The organism is Proteus sp. G2674 (assembly GCF_009915195.1).
GTDB classification, from domain to species: domain Bacteria; phylum Pseudomonadota; class Gammaproteobacteria; order Enterobacterales; family Enterobacteriaceae; genus Proteus; species Proteus mirabilis.
Window position 1 is genome coordinate 315,779 of record NZ_JAABLS010000012.1, and the last position, 19,483, is coordinate 335,261.

14 protein-coding genes are annotated in these 19,483 nt (G+C 40.7%); 6 read left to right on the plus strand and 8 right to left on the minus strand.

Translation table 11 applies throughout. The features are described from left to right. Nucleotides 1-30: 30 nt before the first annotated feature. Together alr and GWI58_RS05065 are read left to right on the plus strand one after the other, a co-directional pair. Nucleotides 31-1,122, plus strand: a complete 1,092-nt coding sequence (gene alr / locus GWI58_RS05060) for an alanine racemase (RefSeq protein WP_004245898.1) — start codon at nt 31-33, stop codon at nt 1,120-1,122. Nucleotides 1,123-1,177: 55 nt separating this feature from the next. After that, complete coding sequence (locus GWI58_RS05065) at nt 1,178-2,371, plus strand: amino acid aminotransferase (RefSeq protein ID WP_012368490.1); 1,194 nt, start codon at nt 1,178-1,180, stop codon at nt 2,369-2,371. A gap of 121 nt (nt 2,372-2,492) precedes the next feature. On the opposite strand, the gene GWI58_RS05070 is transcribed toward GWI58_RS05065, so the two are convergent. The 3 genes from GWI58_RS05070 to uvrA form a co-directional block, all read right to left on the minus strand. After that, a complete protein-coding gene (locus tag GWI58_RS05070) occupies nt 2,493-3,842 on the minus strand; it encodes an L-cysteine desulfidase family protein (RefSeq protein WP_004245900.1) in 1,350 nt (449 codons plus the stop codon). Nucleotides 3,843-3,903: 61 nt separating this feature from the next. Then, nucleotides 3,904-5,235, minus strand: coding sequence for an amino acid permease (locus tag GWI58_RS05075; protein WP_004249166.1), 1,332 nt, complete (start codon nt 5,233-5,235; stop codon nt 3,904-3,906). A gap of 652 nt (nt 5,236-5,887) precedes the next feature. After that, entirely contained in the window at nt 5,888-8,722 is a 2,835-nt protein-coding gene (gene uvrA, locus GWI58_RS05080) for an excinuclease ABC subunit UvrA (RefSeq protein WP_004249165.1), read from the minus strand. Nucleotides 8,723-8,974: 252 nt separating this feature from the next. On the opposite strand from uvrA, the gene ssb1 reads away from it, so the two are divergent. Together ssb1 and zur are read left to right on the plus strand one after the other, a co-directional pair. Beyond that, the gene (gene ssb1, locus GWI58_RS05085; RefSeq protein WP_004249162.1) at nt 8,975-9,499 is read left to right on the plus strand and encodes a single-stranded DNA-binding protein SSB1; all 525 of its coding nucleotides are present in this window, start codon (nt 8,975-8,977) and stop codon (nt 9,497-9,499) included. A 341-nt stretch (nt 9,500-9,840) separates the two neighbouring features. Continuing rightward, the gene (zur, locus tag GWI58_RS05090; RefSeq protein ID WP_004245904.1) at nt 9,841-10,371 is read left to right on the plus strand and encodes a zinc uptake transcriptional repressor Zur; all 531 of its coding nucleotides are present in this window, start codon (nt 9,841-9,843) and stop codon (nt 10,369-10,371) included. 192 nt (nt 10,372-10,563) lie between these two features. On the opposite strand, the gene lexA is transcribed toward zur, so the two are convergent. Together lexA and GWI58_RS05100 are read right to left on the minus strand one after the other, a co-directional pair. Beyond that, the gene (gene lexA / locus GWI58_RS05095; RefSeq protein WP_004245906.1) at nt 10,564-11,175 is read right to left on the minus strand and encodes a transcriptional repressor LexA; all 612 of its coding nucleotides are present in this window, start codon (nt 11,173-11,175) and stop codon (nt 10,564-10,566) included. A 127-nt stretch (nt 11,176-11,302) separates the two neighbouring features. Then, on the minus strand, nt 11,303-11,674 hold the full coding sequence (locus GWI58_RS05100) for a diacylglycerol kinase (RefSeq protein ID WP_004245908.1): 372 nt from the start codon (nt 11,672-11,674) through the stop codon (nt 11,303-11,305). Nucleotides 11,675-11,804: 130 nt separating this feature from the next. On the opposite strand from GWI58_RS05100, the gene plsB reads away from it, so the two are divergent. Continuing rightward, entirely contained in the window at nt 11,805-14,288 is a 2,484-nt protein-coding gene (gene plsB, locus GWI58_RS05105) for a glycerol-3-phosphate 1-O-acyltransferase PlsB (RefSeq protein ID WP_161768963.1), read from the plus strand. 113 nt (nt 14,289-14,401) lie between these two features. Here the strand turns inward: plsB and ubiA are convergent, their stop codons facing one another. The 3 genes from ubiA to pgi form a co-directional block, all read right to left on the minus strand. Then, nucleotides 14,402-15,256: a 4-hydroxybenzoate octaprenyltransferase gene (gene ubiA / locus GWI58_RS05110; protein ID WP_004250107.1), complete on the minus strand. Its 855-nt coding sequence runs from the start codon at nt 15,254-15,256 to the stop codon at nt 14,402-14,404. Between the two features lie 28 nt (nt 15,257-15,284). Further along, on the minus strand, nt 15,285-15,794 hold the full coding sequence (ubiC, locus tag GWI58_RS05115; RefSeq protein ID WP_004245914.1) for a chorismate lyase: 510 nt from the start codon (nt 15,792-15,794) through the stop codon (nt 15,285-15,287). A gap of 221 nt (nt 15,795-16,015) precedes the next feature. Further along, complete coding sequence (gene pgi, locus GWI58_RS05120) at nt 16,016-17,662, minus strand: glucose-6-phosphate isomerase (protein ID WP_049202974.1); 1,647 nt, start codon at nt 17,660-17,662, stop codon at nt 16,016-16,018. A gap of 264 nt (nt 17,663-17,926) precedes the next feature. On the opposite strand from pgi, the gene lysC reads away from it, so the two are divergent. Further along, on the plus strand, nt 17,927-19,297 hold the full coding sequence (gene lysC / locus GWI58_RS05125; RefSeq protein ID WP_161768964.1) for a lysine-sensitive aspartokinase 3: 1,371 nt from the start codon (nt 17,927-17,929) through the stop codon (nt 19,295-19,297). The last annotated feature ends 186 nt before the right edge of the window (nt 19,298-19,483 follow it).

A 19,483-nucleotide genomic window follows, 5' to 3' on the forward strand; every position in this document is an offset into this window, starting at 1 on the left:
TGACGGAATAAAAGGAAATAGAGAAATAACATGAAAGCGGCAACCGCAGTAATAGATCGCCGCGCTCTGCGTCACAATTTTCAGCATGTGAGAGACTATGCACCACATAGCCACCTGATAGCTGTCGTGAAAGCAAACGCTTATGGTCATGGGTTATTAGAAACAGCATATACTTTGATGGATGATGCTGATTGTTTTGGCGTAGCACGTATCGGTGAAGCTTTAACATTACGTAGTGGGGGGATTGTGAAACCCATCCTACTACTTGAAGGCTTCTTTGATGCTGTTGATTTACCCATTTTGGTGGTTAACCATATTGAGACTGTTGTTCATAGTGAAGAGCAACTCGAAGCGTTAGAAAATGCCGATTTAGAAGAACCCGTAAAAGTCTGGATGAAGCTCGATACTGGAATGCATCGTTTAGGCGTCCGTCCTGAAGAAGCTGAGGCTTTTTATCAACGACTTTGTGCTTGTAAAAATGTCCAACAACCCGTCAATTTGGTCAGTCATTTTAGTCGCGCGGATGAGCCTGATATTCCTGAAGTCACACAAAATCAAATTCAGCTATTTCAAGCCTTTATCCAAGATAAAGCAGGTGATAAATCTATCGCTGCTTCTGCGGGAATTTTATTTTGGCCACAAGTCCATTATCAATGGGTTCGCCCTGGGATCATCACATACGGTATCTCACCTACGGGTGATAACAGAACAGGTAAAGACTTTGGTTTAACCCCGGCAATGACACTAAAAACGAGCCTTATTGCGGTTCGTAAACATAAAGCAGGTGAACCCGTTGGTTATGGTGGTACATGGGTAAGTGAAAAAGATACTTATCTGGGTGTTATTGCTATCGGTTATGGTGATGGTTACCCACGTAGTGCACCTTCTGGTACTCCTGTTTGGATCAACGGTCGAAAAGTGCCGATTGTTGGACGCGTTTCCATGGATATGATCAGCGTCGATTTGGGATCTGAGCTAATTGATCGTGTCGGTGATGAAGCTATTTTATGGGGGGATGTGCTACCCGTAGAAGAAATTGCCAAATATAGTGGTATTAGCGCGTACGAATTAATTACCAAATTAACTTCACGCGTCATTATGGAATACCTAGACGAACAATAGCACACAAGATATTGTATCTATCTGGCACACAAAAAGTGATTGGAGAATAAAAGCCGTGTTTCAACAGGTTGAAGCGTTTGCGGGAGATCCGATTCTCTCATTAATGGATGTCTATAATAAAGATCCACGTCAAGATAAAATTAACCTAAGTATTGGTCTTTATTATGATGAAGAAGGCAAAACTCCCATTCTAGGCACTGTGTCTGTGGCACGTCAGCAGCTTAATGCGATGACACCTACCGCAACACTGTATTTGCCAATGGAAGGACTCGCCCCTTATCGCCACGAAGTACAGACTCTCCTTTTTGGTGCTGATAACCCGCTTATTGCAGACAAAAAGATTGCTACCATACAAACATTAGGTGGCTCCGGAGCGCTAAAAGTCGGCGCAGATTTTCTACATCGCTATTTTCCAAGCTCTGAAGTTTGGATCAGTGATCCCACTTGGGACAATCATGCGTCTATTTTTGCGGGCTCCGGTTTTAAAGTAAATTATTATCCTTATTTTGATCCCGAAACCAAAGGGGTCAAATTCGATGCATTAATCGATTGCTTTAAAAAACTTCCTGAAAAAAGCATCGTACTGATGCACCCATGTTGCCATAATCCAACAGGATCCGATCTCACCAAAGCACAATGGGATCAGGTCATTGAGATCCTCAAAGCGCGTCAAGCAATCCCTTTCCTTGATATTGCTTATCAGGGATTTGCTGAAAGTTTAGATGATGATGCTTATGCGGTTCGCGCTATGGCAAAAGCGGGGTTACCTGTATTAGTCAGTAACTCATTCTCTAAAATCTTCGGGATTTATGGGGAACGGGCGGGTGGCTTATCGATTGTATGTGATAACGCGAAAGAGTGTGAGCATGTATTAGGGCAATTAAAAGCGGGCGCACGTCGTATCTATTCAAGTCCTGCTAACTATGGCGCACAACTGGTTAATCAAGTTTTATCAGATCATGTATTAACCGCACAATGGCAAAAAGAAGTGGCTCATATGCGTGACCGCATCAAAGAGATGCGTGTAACTTTAGTTAATGCCTTAAAAGAAGCATTACCTGAGAAAAACTTTGATCATTTATTAACACAACGCGGTATGTTCAGTTATACCGGCTTTTCACCAGAGCAAGTAGATAGATTACGTGAAGAGTTTGGTATTTACCTGATTGGTACAGGTCGTGTTTGTATGGCGGGTGTCAATAACAATAATGTGCAGCGCATTGCACAAGCCTTTGCAGCCGTCAGTTAATTAATATAACCAACAATTCGTTGCTGATATTAGCTTAAAAAAATACCTGCCTATTTTCATAAGCAGGTATTTTCTTTACTGCATTACAACATTTTTCACTGTCTTTTTAGGTCTTTGCCTTTTATGCATTGACAGCTTGCTGCTTTTCCCCGGCATTACGGCGTGCTTTTTCTTCCATGATCTCAATAATTTGAATATCTGTATGTTGCATTGCACGACTGGCTAATGCGCAGAGATTCGCAATTGAACTATCAACATCATCACTGACAATCCCGTCAGTGCCCGCTACACTTTGATTTTGCATCGCCATTAAAACGGCTTTATACGCACTCGCCGCACTACTTGATACTTTCATTGCACAGCTATTCGAGGCGCCATCACAGATAATGCCACTAATATCACCAATCATACTGTTGATTGACATACTTACAGTGGTGAAGTCCTTAGTCAGTAGCCATGCCATACCCGCAGCCGCCCCCATTGATGCAGTGGTTGCCGCACACAATGCTGACAGAGGTGGGAAATGGCTATGAACATAAATCGCCATTAAGTGCGATAAAACTAATGCCCGTAATAAAGTTTCATCATCTGCTTGAATAAATTCAGCAACTACCATTACCGGCAATGTTGCAGCAATGCCTTGATTACCGGAGCCTGAGTTACTCATAGCAGGTAATACAGCGCCCCCCATACGTGCATCTGAAGCGGCAGACGTTCTTATCATGATTTCACTCAGTAAATCCTTACCTAATAAGCCATTCTCTTGCTGTGAAACCAGCGTCCGCCCTATCGCCAATCCATAACTATTTTTTAGTCCTTCTTCTGATAAAGCACCATTTAGATAAGCCGCATCAAGCATAAAGGCGACTTGATCTATAGGTACATTGAGTGCAAAGCGATAAATATCTTCAGCACAAACCGTCGCAAAAGGCTTTTCTTCTACGCTATCCCCGGCATGAGTCAAACTCGTTTTATCATCCTCAAAAACAACTTTGCCATTACACTCACAGCGCACAACATGGGTATGCTCTTTAGCAATACTGACAATGGCATAACCTGACTGACCATATACTTTTGCTTCGGAGTAGAGTACATCACTACATGGCGTTTTCACGCCAACCGTCACTTTTCCTTCAGCAACCAATGTCTTAGCCTGAGCGATAGCTTGTGGTGATGCTGTAAGTAATACTTCAAGGCCAGCATCCGGATTGCCCCCTGTCGCCCCTAATGCAGCCGCGATGGGCAATCCCGCCATTCCCGTTCCTGGTACTGTTACGCCCATTCCGTTTTTCATTAAATTAGGCGAAACCCACGCTTCAATACCAACAACAGGCTCAGCTAATAATGCGGTTGCTTTTGCCGCAGCTAATGCCAATGAAATCGGCTCAGTGCAACCTACTGCTGGCTTAACACCTTCACGTAATTGACGAATAAACTGCGACCATAAATGAGAATTATTGTTCTGGCTCATAATCTAACACCTTGGATTAATATCGTTTTTAATAACAGCTAACTCGAACCGCAGTTGACGACTATGAGAATGCCAAGAACGGAGAAACACAAAGTAGCAGACCCGTAAAGATAATCAGATAAAGTGATGCGCCTTTGTATTTATGTAACATCGGTACTTTGTACACTAGGTATGCAGGGATAAGACAACCGACCATACCAAAGATAGGACTACAAATTGAGGTAAAGCTCAGTACTGGTGCATTGAGAATAATGGCGCCCCAAGCTAACAGCACAGCAAAGATCATAATGCCGTTTTGTACCCATTTTTCATTGATTTTTTCAACGGGCATCATGCGCTGCAGAATATTCATCACAATCCCTTGTGTGGCTTCACGGAAACCGAGATAGACACCAAAGAATGCGGTCATTACTGCGAAAATATTCAACATCACACTCACTACGGTTACCCAACCGCCAGGGAAGAATTTTGCCGCAATCGCTAATGCAGAGATATTTTGCTCATAAGCTTTTACTGCTTCATCATGTCCCATTGCTAATGTGAAGGAGATTGCATAGAAAAACACCGTACAGAACAACACACCGAAAGCGATATTCATTGCACGTAATGCTTTATGACGCGCTACTTCACGATTTTGGTTACGACTACGATAAGAGATAACCATTGGGCTTAATGTTTGGATAAACAAAATAGAAGTTAATGTAAAAGGTAGTGTGATAATGGCTTCTTTAATTAAACGTCCGGCAGGTGGTAATGCGCCAACATTATACAGATGCCACATACCAATCATTGAAAGACCTAATGCCGCAACAACCAGTAGTTTTGTCATTACCATAAAGCTTGATAGCTTAAACAGTAATTGTTCACCACGAGAAGAAATAGCCACTAACGCACAGATTAAAATCAGACCATAGAATGGATTTTCTGATAATAAACTGTCAGTCACACCAAAAGTTTGTAGATAAGAAGCACTGTCATTCGTGATAGCTGTGGAATAGACAAACATCCAAATCACTAACATCACAAAATAGAGTGCACCTAATAAAATACCCCAGTTTTTACCGAGATAACCGGTGATAACGCTTGGGTAGTCTTTACACTCAGGAGATTCAGCCAACGTATTAATAAATAGGCGTTGGAAAAGGTACATTGCGGGGTAACCAATCACGGAGGAAAGTAAGAAAACCCACAATCCCATTAAGCCAACCTGTACAGGTAAAAAAACAATCCCTGCACCGATAGCCATACCGATACTCATGATAACCCAGCCCACATCATTGCCGTCAAATTTAATTGCTGCACGCCATTGTTCTTCTGTCATACCTGCTCGGCGAGCGCCAGCACTAGTTGCGGGATAGCTTGTTGTCTCTGTTTTTGAGGAAGCCGTTTCCATATTAGTACTCACTTTTTATATTGTAATTGTTAATAGCAAAACGAATTTTGGGGGTAAAAAGAACTATCTAACTTTGCGATGACCTAATAGCCTTACTTTTTGCAGGTATTTTTATTATGGGTAAATGATAGGAAATATTGCGGAGAAAAAAGTTGTTATAAATCGTGATAGCTGAAAACGTTTTGGGAAATAATTCTCTCACAAGGAGAAAAGTAGGATTATCTGTTCAAAGGGAACAGTAAATAATAACCTTCCCCCTACGGCAACCTTTTGATTCACATAACACATTGAAATATAACACAATATCACTATTGTTATACAATAATAGTCAAGTATAACAAATGAAACAAATCCATGAATAAACTGTGCTATGCATCACGATATACTATGATAATCCTTTCTATTTAGCTTTGTTATCTCGTATTTAGTTAAAATAATGTAATAAAACAGCAGAATTAACTATTTATTCTTTTTTTTATAAAAAGAGTGTTAATTATATAAAAAGCGGCTATCAGCGTGACTGACGAAAAAAGAATAGTTTTATCTAATAGAATTAATTTCTCTAATAAAATATCAAATTCCTTTTTATAAAGAAAAACGCTACAAACAAAATTTGTAGCGTTTAGACAAGAAGTGCGTAAACCGTGTGCTATTAATAACCGCGCTCTAAAATTGGTTTCAAAAACCTTGCCGTGTGGGAGCCTTCAAAGTCAGCAACTTGCTCTGGCGTACCGGATATCAAGATCTGACCACCACCACTGCCCCCTTCAGGCCCTAAATCAACGATCCAGTCAGCGGTTTTGATCACATCGAGGTTATGCTCAATCACCACAATCGTATTACCCTGATCACGCAACTGATGGAGCACATCAAGAAGTAACTCAATATCGGCAAAGTGCAAACCCGTGGTCGGTTCATCCAAAATATAGAGGGTTTGGCCTGTACCCCGTTTTGACAACTCTTTGGCTAATTTAACCCGTTGTGCTTCACCACCCGATAACGTAGTGGCAGACTGTCCTAAACGAATATAAGAGAGTCCCACATCAATCAATGTTTGTAGCTTACGCGCTAATGCGGGCACCGCATCAAAAAACTCTCTTGCTTCTTCGATTGTCATATCTAGCGCTTCGTGAATATTTTTCCCTTTATATTTAATCTCAAGGGTTTCACGATTATAACGTTGCCCTTTACACTGATCACAAGGCACATACACATCAGGTAAAAAGTGCATTTCAACTTTTAATACACCATCGCCTTGGCAAGCTTCGCAACGCCCCCCCTTCACGTTAAAACTAAAGCGCCCTGGCGTATAACCGCGAGTTCGTGATTCTGGTACACCAGCAAAAAGTTCACGGATCGGGGTAAATACTCCGGTATAAGTCGCAGGGTTGGAACGTGGCGTACGACCGATAGGACTTTGGTTAATATCAATCACTTTATCGAAGTGCTCTAATCCCTCAACGTCTAAATAAGGTGCTGGCACGCTATTAGTGGCGCCATTTAATTGACGTTGGGCAATGGGGAATAACGTATCATTAATTAAGGTTGATTTACCCGAGCCAGATACACCGGTAATACAAGTAAATAAACCAACAGGTATTTTTAAATTAACGTTTTTTAGGTTATTACCTTTCGCCCCTAAAATAGTGAGCATTTTTTCGCGATCAACAGGAACACGCTTTTCAGGGATAGCAATACGGCGTTCGCCACTTAAGAATTTACCGGTTAATGAGTTGGGATTATTAACAATATCTTCCAGTGTACCCTGAGCGACTATCTCACCACCATGAACGCCAGCACCCGGCCCAATATCAATGATATGATCAGCGGCACGGATAGCGTCTTCATCATGCTCAACGACGATCACCGTGTTACCTAAATCACGCAAGTGGATCAACGTTTCCAGTAGGCGATCGTTATCACGTTGATGCAAACCAATTGAAGGCTCATCAAGTACATACATTACCCCAACTAATCCAGCACCAATTTGGCTTGCTAGGCGAATACGCTGCGCCTCGCCGCCTGATAATGTCTCCGCTGAACGAGAAAGAGTGAGGTAATTTAATCCTACATTGACCAAGAATTTTAATCTGTCACCAATCTCTTTTAATACTTTTTCGGCAATCTTCGCTCGCTGACCACTGAGTTTTAGATTTTGGAAAAAGCTCATCGCATGACCAATACTGTAATCCGCAATTTCAGGTAACGTGGTATTTTCAACATACACATGGCGAGCTTCGCGACGTAAGCGAGTACCACCACAAGAGGCGCAAGGACGATTGCTAATATATTTAGCTAACTCTTCACGCACCGCACTCGATTCTGTTTCACGATAGCGGCGCTCCATATTATTTAATACCCCTTCAAAAGGATGATGGCGAACCACAACATCCCCTCGATCATTGGTGTATTTAAATTCAATATTTTCTTTACCTGAACCGGATAAAATCACTTTCTGGATCTTGTCGGGTAATGAGTCAAAGGGGGCTTCAACATCAAAATGATAGTGCTCGCCTAATGAGCGCAACATTTGGAAATAGTAAAAATTGCGTCGATCCCACCCTTTAATCGCACCACCGGCCAGAGAGATTTCTCGATTCTGGATCACCAAATCAGGATCGAAAAATTGTTGAACCCCTAAACCATCACAAGTAGGACACGCACCTGCGGGGTTATTAAAAGAGAATAACCGTGGCTCTAGTTCACTCATGCTATAACCACAAATAGGACAGGCAAAGTTTGCAGAAAAAACGATATCTTCAGCACTGCTATCGTCCATATCAGAGATAACAGCAGTACCGCCAGAAAGCTCTAATGCGGTTTCAAAAGATTCTGCTAAACGTTGAGCCAGATCGTCACGAACTTTAAAGCGATCAATGACCACTTCAATGGTGTGCTTTTTCTGTAACTCCAAGGTAGGGGGATCTGATAAATCACACACTTCACCATCGATACGAGCACGAATATAGCCTTGTGCAGCAAGATTATTGAGTAATTTTACATGCTCACCTTTGCGCTCTTTTACGATTGGCGCCAATAACATTAAGCGTTTACCTTCAGGTTGCGCTAAAACATTATCCACCATTTGGCTTACCGTTTGAGCCGCTAAAGGGATATCGTGATCAGGACAGCGCGGTTCACCCACACGTGCAAATAATAGACGTAGGTAATCGTGGATCTCGGTAATGGTACCGACCGTTGAGCGTGGGTTATGTGATGTCGATTTCTGCTCAATCGAAATAGCGGGCGATAACCCTTCAATATGATCAACATCAGGCTTTTCCATTAAGGAAAGAAACTGACGAGCATAAGCTGAAAGCGATTCAACGTAACGCCGTTGGCCTTCCGCATAAAGCGTATCAAAGGCTAAAGAGGATTTACCTGAGCCAGAAAGTCCCGTAATAACAATAAGTTTATCGCGGGGAATGACCAAATTGATATTTTTTAGGTTATGGGTGCGAGCGCCCCGTACTTCGATTTTATCCATGAATATATCCCGGATTAAGTGAGTCGCCGAAAAAGAAAGAATCGGATAATTATGACACAAAACTAGCTGAATGGATATACAGTATATATATTGAAACTGAATGATTATGAAAATTTGCCATATTAAGACAATAAAATGTCGATCCTGTTCTCAATGGAGAAATTCATTACTCGTCATATTCAAATTTTAGCTTACGTGATAAACTTCATCGCTTATGATTTCAAAAAATTTACTTTCGCAGGAGTACCTCACATGGCGAGCAGAGGCGTTAACAAAGTTATTCTTATCGGTAATTTAGGGCAGGATCCAGAAATCCGTTATATGCCAAGTGGTGGTGCAGTGGCAAATCTGACACTAGCAACTTCAGAAAGCTGGCGCGACAAACAAACCGGTGAAATGAAAGAGAAAACCGAATGGCACCGTGTGGTCATTTTCGGCAAACTAGCAGAAATTGCTGGCGAGTATCTGCGTAAAGGTTCACAAGTTTATATTGAAGGTCAATTACAAACACGTAAATGGCAAGATCAAAGTGGTCAAGATCGCTACAGCACTGAAGTTGTGGTGAATATCGGTGGCACAATGCAGATGTTAGGTGGCCGTGGTGGTCAAGATAATGCACCTTCACAAGGCCAAGGCGGTTGGGGTCAACCTCAGCAACCACAAGCATCACAACAGTTTAGTGGTGGCGCACCATCTCGCCCAGCACAACAACCAGCAGCGGCACCAGCGCCAAGTAATGAACCACCAATGGACTTTGATGACGATATTCCGTTCTGACGGTTACTTAAGAACTTACCTTATCTTCTAAGTCATATAACATCAAACGCTAAAGCCTGTTATACCATTAACGGGCTTTTCTTTGTTTCATTCTTATCCCGCATTTGCCAATCATATTGTCACACCTTGTCTATTTCCCATTGGCTATTACTCGTTCATCATTGGCGTTAAGGTAAGTCTTGTGAATAAATATTAGCCCCTTCCACCATGGTTAGATTTGATTTACTGATAATGACAATTTATAGCGTTATTTTCTCAAAATCCCACTTTCCACAAAGGTTTGCTCAAAAAAAATATGGTAAGATCATCGCAATTAATCACGTCTGAGAGCATCCTATCCTATGAATGAAGAGAAATTGCTCGCTCAGGCAGAAAAGATCTGCCAGAAACGAGGTGTTCGCCTGACTTCACAACGTCTGGCAGTATTGCGTCTGATCATGCAACAACCTACCGCAATCAGCGCTTATGATTTATTAGATTTATTACGCCAAGTAGAACCTCAAGCTAAACCGCCTACCGTATATCGTGGATTGGAATTTCTACTTGAACAAGGTTTTATTCACAAAATAGAATCCACCAATAGCTATGTGCTTTGTCATCATTTTGATGATGCTGAGCATACATCGGTGATGTTAATTTGTGATCGTTGCTTATCAGTCACAGAAAAAAGTAGTCATAAAATTGAAGGGGCGATCACCACACTCGCTAAAGATAATGGCTTTCATTTACGCCATAGTGTGATTGAAATTCATGGGCTGTGCGCTCAGTGCCATGAAGCCCAAGCCTGTACACATCCAGAAGGTTGTCACCATGATCATAGTATGGATGATAATCTTAAGCAGAAAAAAACCGGTGACTATAAGCCTCGATAAAAGATAAAAGTCAGCGGAACATATGTTTTTTTGTATAAATTAAAAACAGAAAATGCAGATGATTTTATGTTTTTACACATCATCTGCATCTTTTTGACGTTCTCCTCACCCAGATGAACTGGAGGACGAGGTTTCGGCGCATCTGATACAATAATTTGTATTGAATGAATTAGATACAAATTACGGTACAAATTACAGCCATTCGCCGTTACGGATAACCCCTACTGCTAATCCTTCCACAGTAAAGCTCTGCTCACGTAAATCAACGATAATAGGTGAAAACTCTGGATTTTCTGCGTGCAGTTCTATCTTACTACCGACTTTCTTAAATCGTTTTACGGTTACTTCATCTTCAATACGTGCGACAATCACTTGGCCATTATGGACATCTTGTGTTTTATGCACAGCAAGTAGATCGCCATCCATAATACCTATATCTTTCATCGACATACCATTAACACGCAGTAAAAAATCTGCGCTCGGTTTAAAAAGCATAGGATCAACTTGATAATGGCTTTCGATATGCTCTTGCGCTAAAAGTGGTTCACCGGCTGCAACTCGTCCAATTAATGGTAAGCCTTCAGGCTCTTCTTCAAGTAGCAAACGGATACCTCTAGATGCACCAGAGACAATTTCTATCACGCCTTTGCGAGCAAGTGCTTTTAAATGCTCTTCTGCCGCATTAGGTGAGCGAAAACCAAGTTGGGAAGCGATTTCCGCCCGTGTTGGTGGCATACCCGTTTGCGAAATGTGATCACGAACCAAATCGTAAACCTGCTGCTGCCTTGCAGTTAATGCTTTCATTCCGCCCCCTGTTTGTTTATACAGTCAGACTGTGAGTATATACAGGTATATGCCGATTGGGAACTACAAATGCATATAAAACACGCATCTTTGCATTATTTTTCGACAATTGTCGATTTTTTTTACTTTATGCAAAAAAATGATGCCAAAGAATGGTTCCCCAAGTAAATAATCCCAATATAATAGCGACGAGAACGGCAGCTGATCCCATATCCTTTGCTCGTCCTGATAATTCATGACGTTCTGTACCAATGCGATCGACGACAGCTTCTATAGCACTATTGACCAGTTCTAAAATGACGACAAGGACGACTGAACCAATCAATAAAATGCGCTCTAGAACACTGACATCGATAAAAAATGCAAGGATAATTGCTATTAAGGTCACAATAGCTTCTTGTCTAAAAGCGGCTTCATTGATCCAAGCGGCGCGTAAGCCCTGATATGAATAGCCACCAGCTTTAATGATTCGGGTAAGACCTTTATTTTGATTAGCCATAATAAACTCTATCGAAAACAAACGATTATTTTGCCACTTTTCTCTATTAATATTGTCACAGCACCACAGATCTACGAAAGACTTTCTGTTATGCTTTCGAAGTATTGCTAATAAGAGGCTACAACTATTTATGTCAGCTTGGCGTAAACTATATTATAACACATTGAATTTACCACTGAAATTGTTGGTAAAAAGTAAACGAGTTCCGACTGATCCTATCACTGAGTTAGGCTTAGATAAGTCGCGATCTTTCCTTTATGTTCTGCCTTATCACTCTAAAGCAGACTTACTGACATTACGTCAGCAATGTTTATCTCTTGGCTTGCCAGATCCTCTGCAACCCATAGAAATTAACGGAACCAAACTGCCAGCCTACGTCTTTATTGACGATGGTCCTAGAGTATTCCGTTACTACTCTCCCGATCCGCGTAAAGATTCAGTGAGAACATTCCATGCTTATCTTGATGCTCATCGTAACAATCCGCATCTTGATATTGAAATGTTACCTGCTTCAGTGATGTTCGGTCGCTCTCCGGGTCGAGAAGGTCATAATGGCGTTCCCCATTTGCGCTTATTAAATGGGATCCAAAAATTTATTGCCATCCTCTGGCTAGGTCGAGATAGTTTTGTCCGTTTCTCGCCGACCGTATCCATGCGCCAAATGGCGAATGAACATGGAACCGATACCAGCATTGCTCGAAAACTTGCGCGTGTGGCACGTATTCACTTTTCACGTCAGCGTTTAGCAGCAGTTGGCCCAAAACTACCTGCACGCCAAGATCTCTTCAATAAACTATTGGCATCCAAAGCCATTGAAAAAGCCATTGAAGATGAGGCAAAAGCGAAAAAAATTACGCTTGATAAAGCACGTAAAAATGCCACTGATATCATGGAAGAGATCGCCGCTAATTTCTCTTATGAAGCGGTACGAATGACTGATCGTGTATTAAGCTGGACATGGAATAAGCTCTATCAAGGTATCAACGTTTTTAATGCAGAACGTGTGCGCCAACTTGCGCAAGATGGACATGAAATTGTCTACGTACCTTGTCACCGTAGTCATATGGACTACTTATTGCTTTCCTATGTACTTTATCATCAAGGATTAGTTCCCCCACATATTGCTGCGGGTATTAACCTTAATTTCTGGCCAGCAGGACCGATTTTCCGTCATTTAGGGGCTTTCTTTATTCGTCGAACCTTTAAAGGAAATAAACTTTATTCAACCATCTTCCGGGAATATTTAGGTGAATTATTCTCTCGAGGCTACTCTATCGAATATTTTGTTGAAGGTGGACGCTCCCGTACAGGTCGACTGTTAGATCCTAAAACAGGGACGCTGTCAATGACCGTGCAAGCCATGTTACGTGGTGAGACACGCCCTATTTCCATCGTTCCCATTTATATTGGCTATGAGCATGTCATGGAAGTTGCCACTTATGCCAAAGAGTTGCGTGGTGCGACAAAAGAGAAAGAAGGTTTTATGCAGATGATCAGAGGATTGCGTAAACTACGTAACCTTGGTCAAGGCTATGTCAATTTTGGTGAACCTATTTCGCTATCACAATATCTTAATCAGGCCGTGCCTGACTGGCGCGATGATATTGATCCCATTGAGCCACAACGTCCAAGCTGGTTAAATCCTGCAGTTAGTGCGTTAGCGGATAATATTATGGTCAATATTAATAATGCCGCTTCGATTAATGCGATTAACCTTGTCTCTACGGCGTTGCTAGCGTCCCGTCAGCGAGCACTAACTAAAGAACAATTATTAGAGCAAATAGATTGTTATCTACAGTTACTGCGTAATGTGCCTTACTCATCAGATATGGTTGTCCCCGATAAAAGCTCAGAGACATTATTAGCACACGCCTTGCAAACAGATAAATTCCAAGTTGAGCAGGATAGTCTTGGTGATATTATTATATTGCCTCGTGAAAGTGCCGTATTGATGACTTATTATCGCAATAACACCATTCACTTAATGGTTACACCATCATTAATTGCGAGCATTGTCTTGCATCACGAGCGTATTCACCGTGATGACTTAATGAAACAGGTAGAATTAATTTTCCCTCTTATTAAAGCTGAGTTGTTTATTCGCTATGAAAAAGAGGAGTTACCTGATGTGGTTAATACACTGATTAGTGAGCTTTGTCGCCAGCGTCTAATTTGCTGTGCTGATGATGGCATATTACGGATCAATCCAGCACGTATTCGCCCATTACAGCTTTTAGCAGCAAGTGTTAGAGAAACGCTACAGCGTTATGGTATTACGCTCTCTCTACTCAATTTTGCTCCTGAAATTAGCCGTGCACTATTAGAAAGAGAAAGCCGCATTTTGGCGCAACGACTTTCTGTATTGCATGGTATTAACGCACCTGAGTTCTTTGATAAAGCGGTTTTCTCCACTTTAGTTTCTACACTGCGTGAAGAAGGTTATCTTAAAGATAATGAAGATATCCTCAAAGCAGATGCCTCTGCACTTTACCAAGTTATTGCGAAATTAATGTCACCAGAAATTCGTTTAACCATTGAGAGTGTAGGCGTTACTGAAGATAACAATTCAGCACAAGCGATTGAGGAAAACCCTGAATCCAGCATGGATAAGTAGTTGCTTAATAGCAAATCGCGCTATAATCAGTAATAGAAAAGGGATAAGCAATTGGCTTATCCCTTTTATTTTTATGCAATTTCAGTGATCAGCTAGTGCTGGTAATATATTTATTAGAAATAATTAAATAAAATACCTGCAAATAAAACAAAACCAACATAATTATTATTCATAAACGCTTGAAAACAAGGGGCTCTTTCCCGTTCAGCAATTAATTTCTGTTGATAAATAAACAGGGCTGTCACGAGTAACAATGACCAATAATAGATCCCTTTCATATTCAGCAAAACGCCAATCGCCACTAATAATGCCAACATCACTAACTGTAAAATACCAATAATGATTTTATCGTAACGACCAAACAGAATGGCTGTCGATTTCACCCCTATTTTTAAATCATCATTGCGATCGACCATGGCATATTGAGTGTCATACACAACAGACCAGATAATATTGACCAAAAAGAGTAACCAACATACTAAAGGTAGTGTTTCAGAAACTGCAGCAAATCCCATAGGGATAGACCAACCAAAGGCCATACCTAAAATTAATTGAGGCAAATTACTAAAACGTTTTACAAAAGGATAAAACCATGCGAGTGCAAGTGCGGCAATAGATAACCAAATGGTCATGGTGTTTAACGTAAGCACTAATCCAAACGAAAACAGCACCAAGACAATAAAGATAATCTTGCTCTCTTTCTCCGTTACAGCACCACTAGGTAATGGTCTATTTTTAGTTCGTTCAACGTTGCCATCAATTTTTCTGTCAGCAAAGTCATTTATTACACACCCAGCGGCACGCATGGAAAACACACCTAGAGTAAATACAATCAGGATATGCCAGTCAGGAAAGCCTTTAGCGGCGATCCATAATGCCCAATACGTTGGCCAAAGTAATAATAGCGCTCCAATAGGCTTATCTATACGCATTAAACGGCTATACGCCTGCCATTTATTGTGCGTCATACTTCCCTCCAATTTTAGCTCCCCCTAACTACTGCTTATATACAGGTGATGCAGGCAAAAACACCTCAGTTAATAATAAAGGTTTATCTGAAAGCTGGAAACGGGAACGACGTAACCAATGTCCATTTTGTTGCCCAATATGAATAAAATCACGACTTAAGGTTGTTTCCTGGAACAGATAACGTCCTAATGGCACCGTACGCAAATTCACTAATTGGCGATCTTCACCCGTTAATGTCTCTTCCGGCACTAATGTTCGCCCTAATAACCAAGGTACATTATCCCCACAAAGGACGATTTCTCTTAACCAATAGCGTCGGCTATAAGGTAAACACTTTTGTTCATCAGCAGGCTCGATATATTCAATAAAACCTTCTTGATATGGCATTACCGTCACTTGATGGCAATGTTGCTCAAAACGTCGTGTCATTGAACCTAATTCCAGCAGCCAACTTAAGGTATTTTCTGCGACTTCTTCACGCTCTTCATCTGATAACCAGTGAATAGGTGCGTGAGTGATTATGGATTTTTTAAACATTCTTTCATCATCACAACTATGATGATCCTAACTTTATAAATCATTATGCACTAAGGATATCATGATGTAGCGATAGGAAGTTAAAAGCTGATAACATTTCGTATAAATAATCTAAAAAAACGTTAAAAGATAATCAGAATTCACTCAAATTGAGAAAAAACAAAGGAGGTCACCATCAACCTCCTTGGTTATAAGCGCTTAATCACACTTAATTTATTCTCTTAACGCCATGCTTTGTAACGATTAATTAAATTATTTGTTGAACTATCATGACTGTTAACACTTTCCTTACCTTTTAACTCAGGCAATATGCGATTAGCTAATTGTTTGCCCAACTCAACGCCCCATTGGTCAAAGGTGAAGATATTGAAAATCACACCTTGTACAAAGATTTTATGTTCATACATCGCAATTAACGCGCCTAATGAATAGGGAGTGATCTCTTTTAAAAGAATGGAATTGGTGGGACGATTCCCTTCAAACACTTTAAATGGTGCCACATACCCCATGGTTGCGGGATCTTTTCCTGCTGAGGCAAACTCTGCATCGACTTGCTCACGGGTTTTACCAAATGCCAATGCTTCGGTTTGTGCAAAGAAGTTCGACATTAGTTTTGCATGATGATCAGATAATGGATTATGGCTGATCGCTGGTGCAATAAAATCACAAGGGATCAGTTTGGTTCCTTGATGAATTAATTGATAAAACGCATGCTGGCCATTAGTTCCCGGCTCTCCCCAAATAATAGGTCCGGTTTGGTAACTGACTTTGTTTCCATCACGGTCGATATATTTACCATTGGATTCCATATTACCTTGTTGGAAGTAAGCAGCAAAACGGTGCATATATTGATCGTATGGCAGAATCGCTTCAGTTTCGGTACCAAAAAAATTGTTATACCAAATGCCAATAAGCGCCAATATCATCGGAATATTATTTTCAGCTTCAGTGGTTCTAAAGTGATTATCCATAGCATGAGCACCGGACAGTAACTGCTCAAAGTTGTCATAACCAATAGATAATACAATGGATAAACCAATTGCTGACCATAATGAGTAGCGGCCACCAACCCAATCCCAAAACTCAAACATATTTGCGGTATCAATACCAAATTTTTCTACTTCAGCACTATTAGTTGATAACGCAACAAAGTGTTTCGCAACAAAAGCACTCTCTTTAGCCGCAGATAAGAACCAATCTCTTGCAGAGTGTGCATTGGTCATGGTTTCTTGTGTGGTAAAGGTTTTTGAAGCAATCAAGAATAGCGTTGTTTCTGGATCGCATTTCTTCAAGGTTTCAGCAATATGTGTGCCATCAACATTAGAAACAAAATGCATGGTCAAGTGGTTTTTATAAGGGCGCAGTGCTTCTGTCACCATATACGGGCCTAAATCAGAGCCACCGATACCGATATTGACTACATCAGTAATCGCTTTACCTGTGTAACCTTTCCATTCACCACTAATCACACGCTCACTAAATACTTTCATTTTATGCAATACGGCATTGACTTCTGGCATCACATCTTTGCCATCGACCATAACCGGAGTATTGCTACGATTACGTAATGCAGTGTGGAGTACCGCACGATCTTCCGTACAGTTGATTTTTTCACCGCTAAACATGCTCTTTATCGCACCAGCAACATCACACTCTTTAGCCAGAGTCTGTAATTTATCTAATGTTTCTTGGGTGATACGGTTTTTTGAAAAATCGACTAGAATTTGGTCTGAAAACGTTCTTGAAAAGGTGTCAAAGCGTGATGGATCTTGAGAGAACAGTGTTTTCATTTCTGTATCTTTCATCACGGCAAAATGGTCTTCTAATGCCTTCCAAGCTAAGGTATGAGTTGGGTTTACATTTTTCATTCACAATACTCTCTTAAGATTACAATCCGATATTCTCAGATTGTAGCCTGTCATTTAATAGTTACGTTCAATTCTTTCTTATTTGATGATATTCGTCAAAACCATTCAACAAATCTAGTATTAATTACTTACATAGGCAAAACCGATAATCTCTGAGTGATTATTAATTAAATTGATTATCCTTCACTCTTGATTGACTCTTTTGGCAATAACCGATATTCCTAACTGTGTTTAACATCTCACTGGGACTAAAGGAATACAACAATGAAAGATAATACTGCAACACCTTCATCACCTTTTACTATCGCCAAATTTGGTGGCACTAGCGTGGCAAATTTTGCGGCGATGGAAAAGTGTGCAGATATTATCTTAAAACAGAAATCAGTCCGTGTGGTGGTTCTTTCTGCTTCAGCGGGGATCACCAATTTGCTTATCGAACTTGCGACAGGTATTGACGCAACACAACGAGCCGCTTTATTGGCTCAAGTTCGTGATATTGAATACGCCATCATCAATCAATTATCACAAACAGAAATTATTTCTCAAGAAATAAACCGCTTATTGGAAAATATTGAAATGCTGTCAGAAGCGGCAGCCTTGGCAACTTCTGATGCGTTAACCGATGAGTTAGTCAGCCACGGTGAATTGATGTCAACGTTATTGTTTGTTGAACTGTTACGTGAAAAAGGAATAAGTGCAGATTGGTTTGATGTCAGAAAAGTAATGAAAACCAACGATCTGTTTTGTCATGCTGAGCCAGATATGGCGCAATTAACTGAGTTAACACAAAGTTTAATTCAGCCCCGCTTAGCAGAAACCGTGATTGTTACCCAAGGTTTTATCGGACAAGAGCCTAAAGGAAAAACCACCACCTTAGGGCGTGGCGGAAGTGATTATACTGCGGCACTGATTGGTGAAGCATTAGGGATGTCACGTGTCGATATTTGGACTGATGTACCTGGTATTTATAGCACTGATCCAAGAATAGTCCCGCAAGCGCATCGTATTGATCATATTGCTTTTGATGAAGCGGCTGAAATGGCAACCTTTGGTGCTAAAATTCTCCATCCCGCAACGTTATTACCTGCAGTGCGTAGTGGTATTCCTGTGTTTGTCGGCTCAAGCAAAGCACCAGAAGAAGGTGGCACATTGGTTTGTGCACAAACTGATAATCCGCCTGTGTTTCGTGCCATTGCACTACGTAGAAACCAGACACTACTTACCCTGCATAGTTTGAAAATGCTTCATGCCCGTGGCTTTTTGGCAGAAATATTTACCATTTTATCACGCCACCATATTTCGGTTGATGTGATAACCACATCAGAAGTCAGTATTGCTTTAACATTGGATACCACAGGTACCACTAGCTCATCAGGCAGTCTGTTAACTAATGCTTTATTAACAGAATTATCCGCATTATGTCGCGTGGAAGTAGAAGAAGATCTGGCATTGGTCGCTATCATTGGTAATTCACTATCGCAAGTAAATGGCTTAGGAAGCCAGATTTTTGGCACTTTAGAGGATTATAATATTAGAATGATAAGTCATGGTGCGAGTACCCATAACTTATGTTTATTAGTGGATGGCAAAGATGCAGATAATATTGTCAGAAGACTACACGACACCTTATTTTAACTTATTACTTAGTAAATATTTATAGAATAAATATAAACAACATAAGATTAAGATATGTAAATAGAATAACAATATTTCAATGACTTTAAAATTTAACATAGGCTTCTTGCAATAAGGAGCCTATTTTTATTTATTTTTACAGCTACAATGATTTATATTTAAAATTATTATATTTAAAAATGATAT

Excerpts from the sequence above, each read along its gene's own strand:
- alr (WP_004245898.1), top strand. The coding sequence starts at position 31 with ATGAAAGCGGCAACCGCAGTAATAGATCGCCGCGCTCTGCGTCACAAT.
- GWI58_RS05070 (WP_004245900.1), bottom strand. The coding sequence starts at position 3,842 with ATGAGCCAGAACAATAATTCTCATTTATGGTCGCAGTTTATTCGTCAA.
- GWI58_RS05075 (WP_004249166.1), bottom strand. The coding sequence starts at position 5,235 with ATGGAAACGGCTTCCTCAAAAACAGAGACAACAAGCTATCCCGCAACT.
- uvrA (WP_004249165.1), bottom strand. The coding sequence starts at position 8,722 with ATGGATAAAATCGAAGTACGGGGCGCTCGCACCCATAACCTAAAAAAT.
- ssb1 (WP_004249162.1), top strand. The coding sequence starts at position 8,975 with ATGGCGAGCAGAGGCGTTAACAAAGTTATTCTTATCGGTAATTTAGGG.
- zur (WP_004245904.1), top strand. The coding sequence starts at position 9,841 with ATGAATGAAGAGAAATTGCTCGCTCAGGCAGAAAAGATCTGCCAGAAA.
- lexA (WP_004245906.1), bottom strand. The coding sequence starts at position 11,175 with ATGAAAGCATTAACTGCAAGGCAGCAGCAGGTTTACGATTTGGTTCGT.
- GWI58_RS05100 (WP_004245908.1), bottom strand. The coding sequence starts at position 11,674 with ATGGCTAATCAAAATAAAGGTCTTACCCGAATCATTAAAGCTGGTGGC.
- plsB (WP_161768963.1), top strand. The coding sequence starts at position 11,805 with ATGTCAGCTTGGCGTAAACTATATTATAACACATTGAATTTACCACTG.
- ubiA (WP_004250107.1), bottom strand. The coding sequence starts at position 15,256 with ATGACGCACAATAAATGGCAGGCGTATAGCCGTTTAATGCGTATAGAT.
- ubiC (WP_004245914.1), bottom strand. The coding sequence starts at position 15,794 with ATGTTTAAAAAATCCATAATCACTCACGCACCTATTCACTGGTTATCA.
- pgi (WP_049202974.1), bottom strand. The coding sequence starts at position 17,662 with ATGAAAAATGTAAACCCAACTCATACCTTAGCTTGGAAGGCATTAGAA.
- lysC (WP_161768964.1), top strand. The coding sequence starts at position 17,927 with ATGAAAGATAATACTGCAACACCTTCATCACCTTTTACTATCGCCAAA.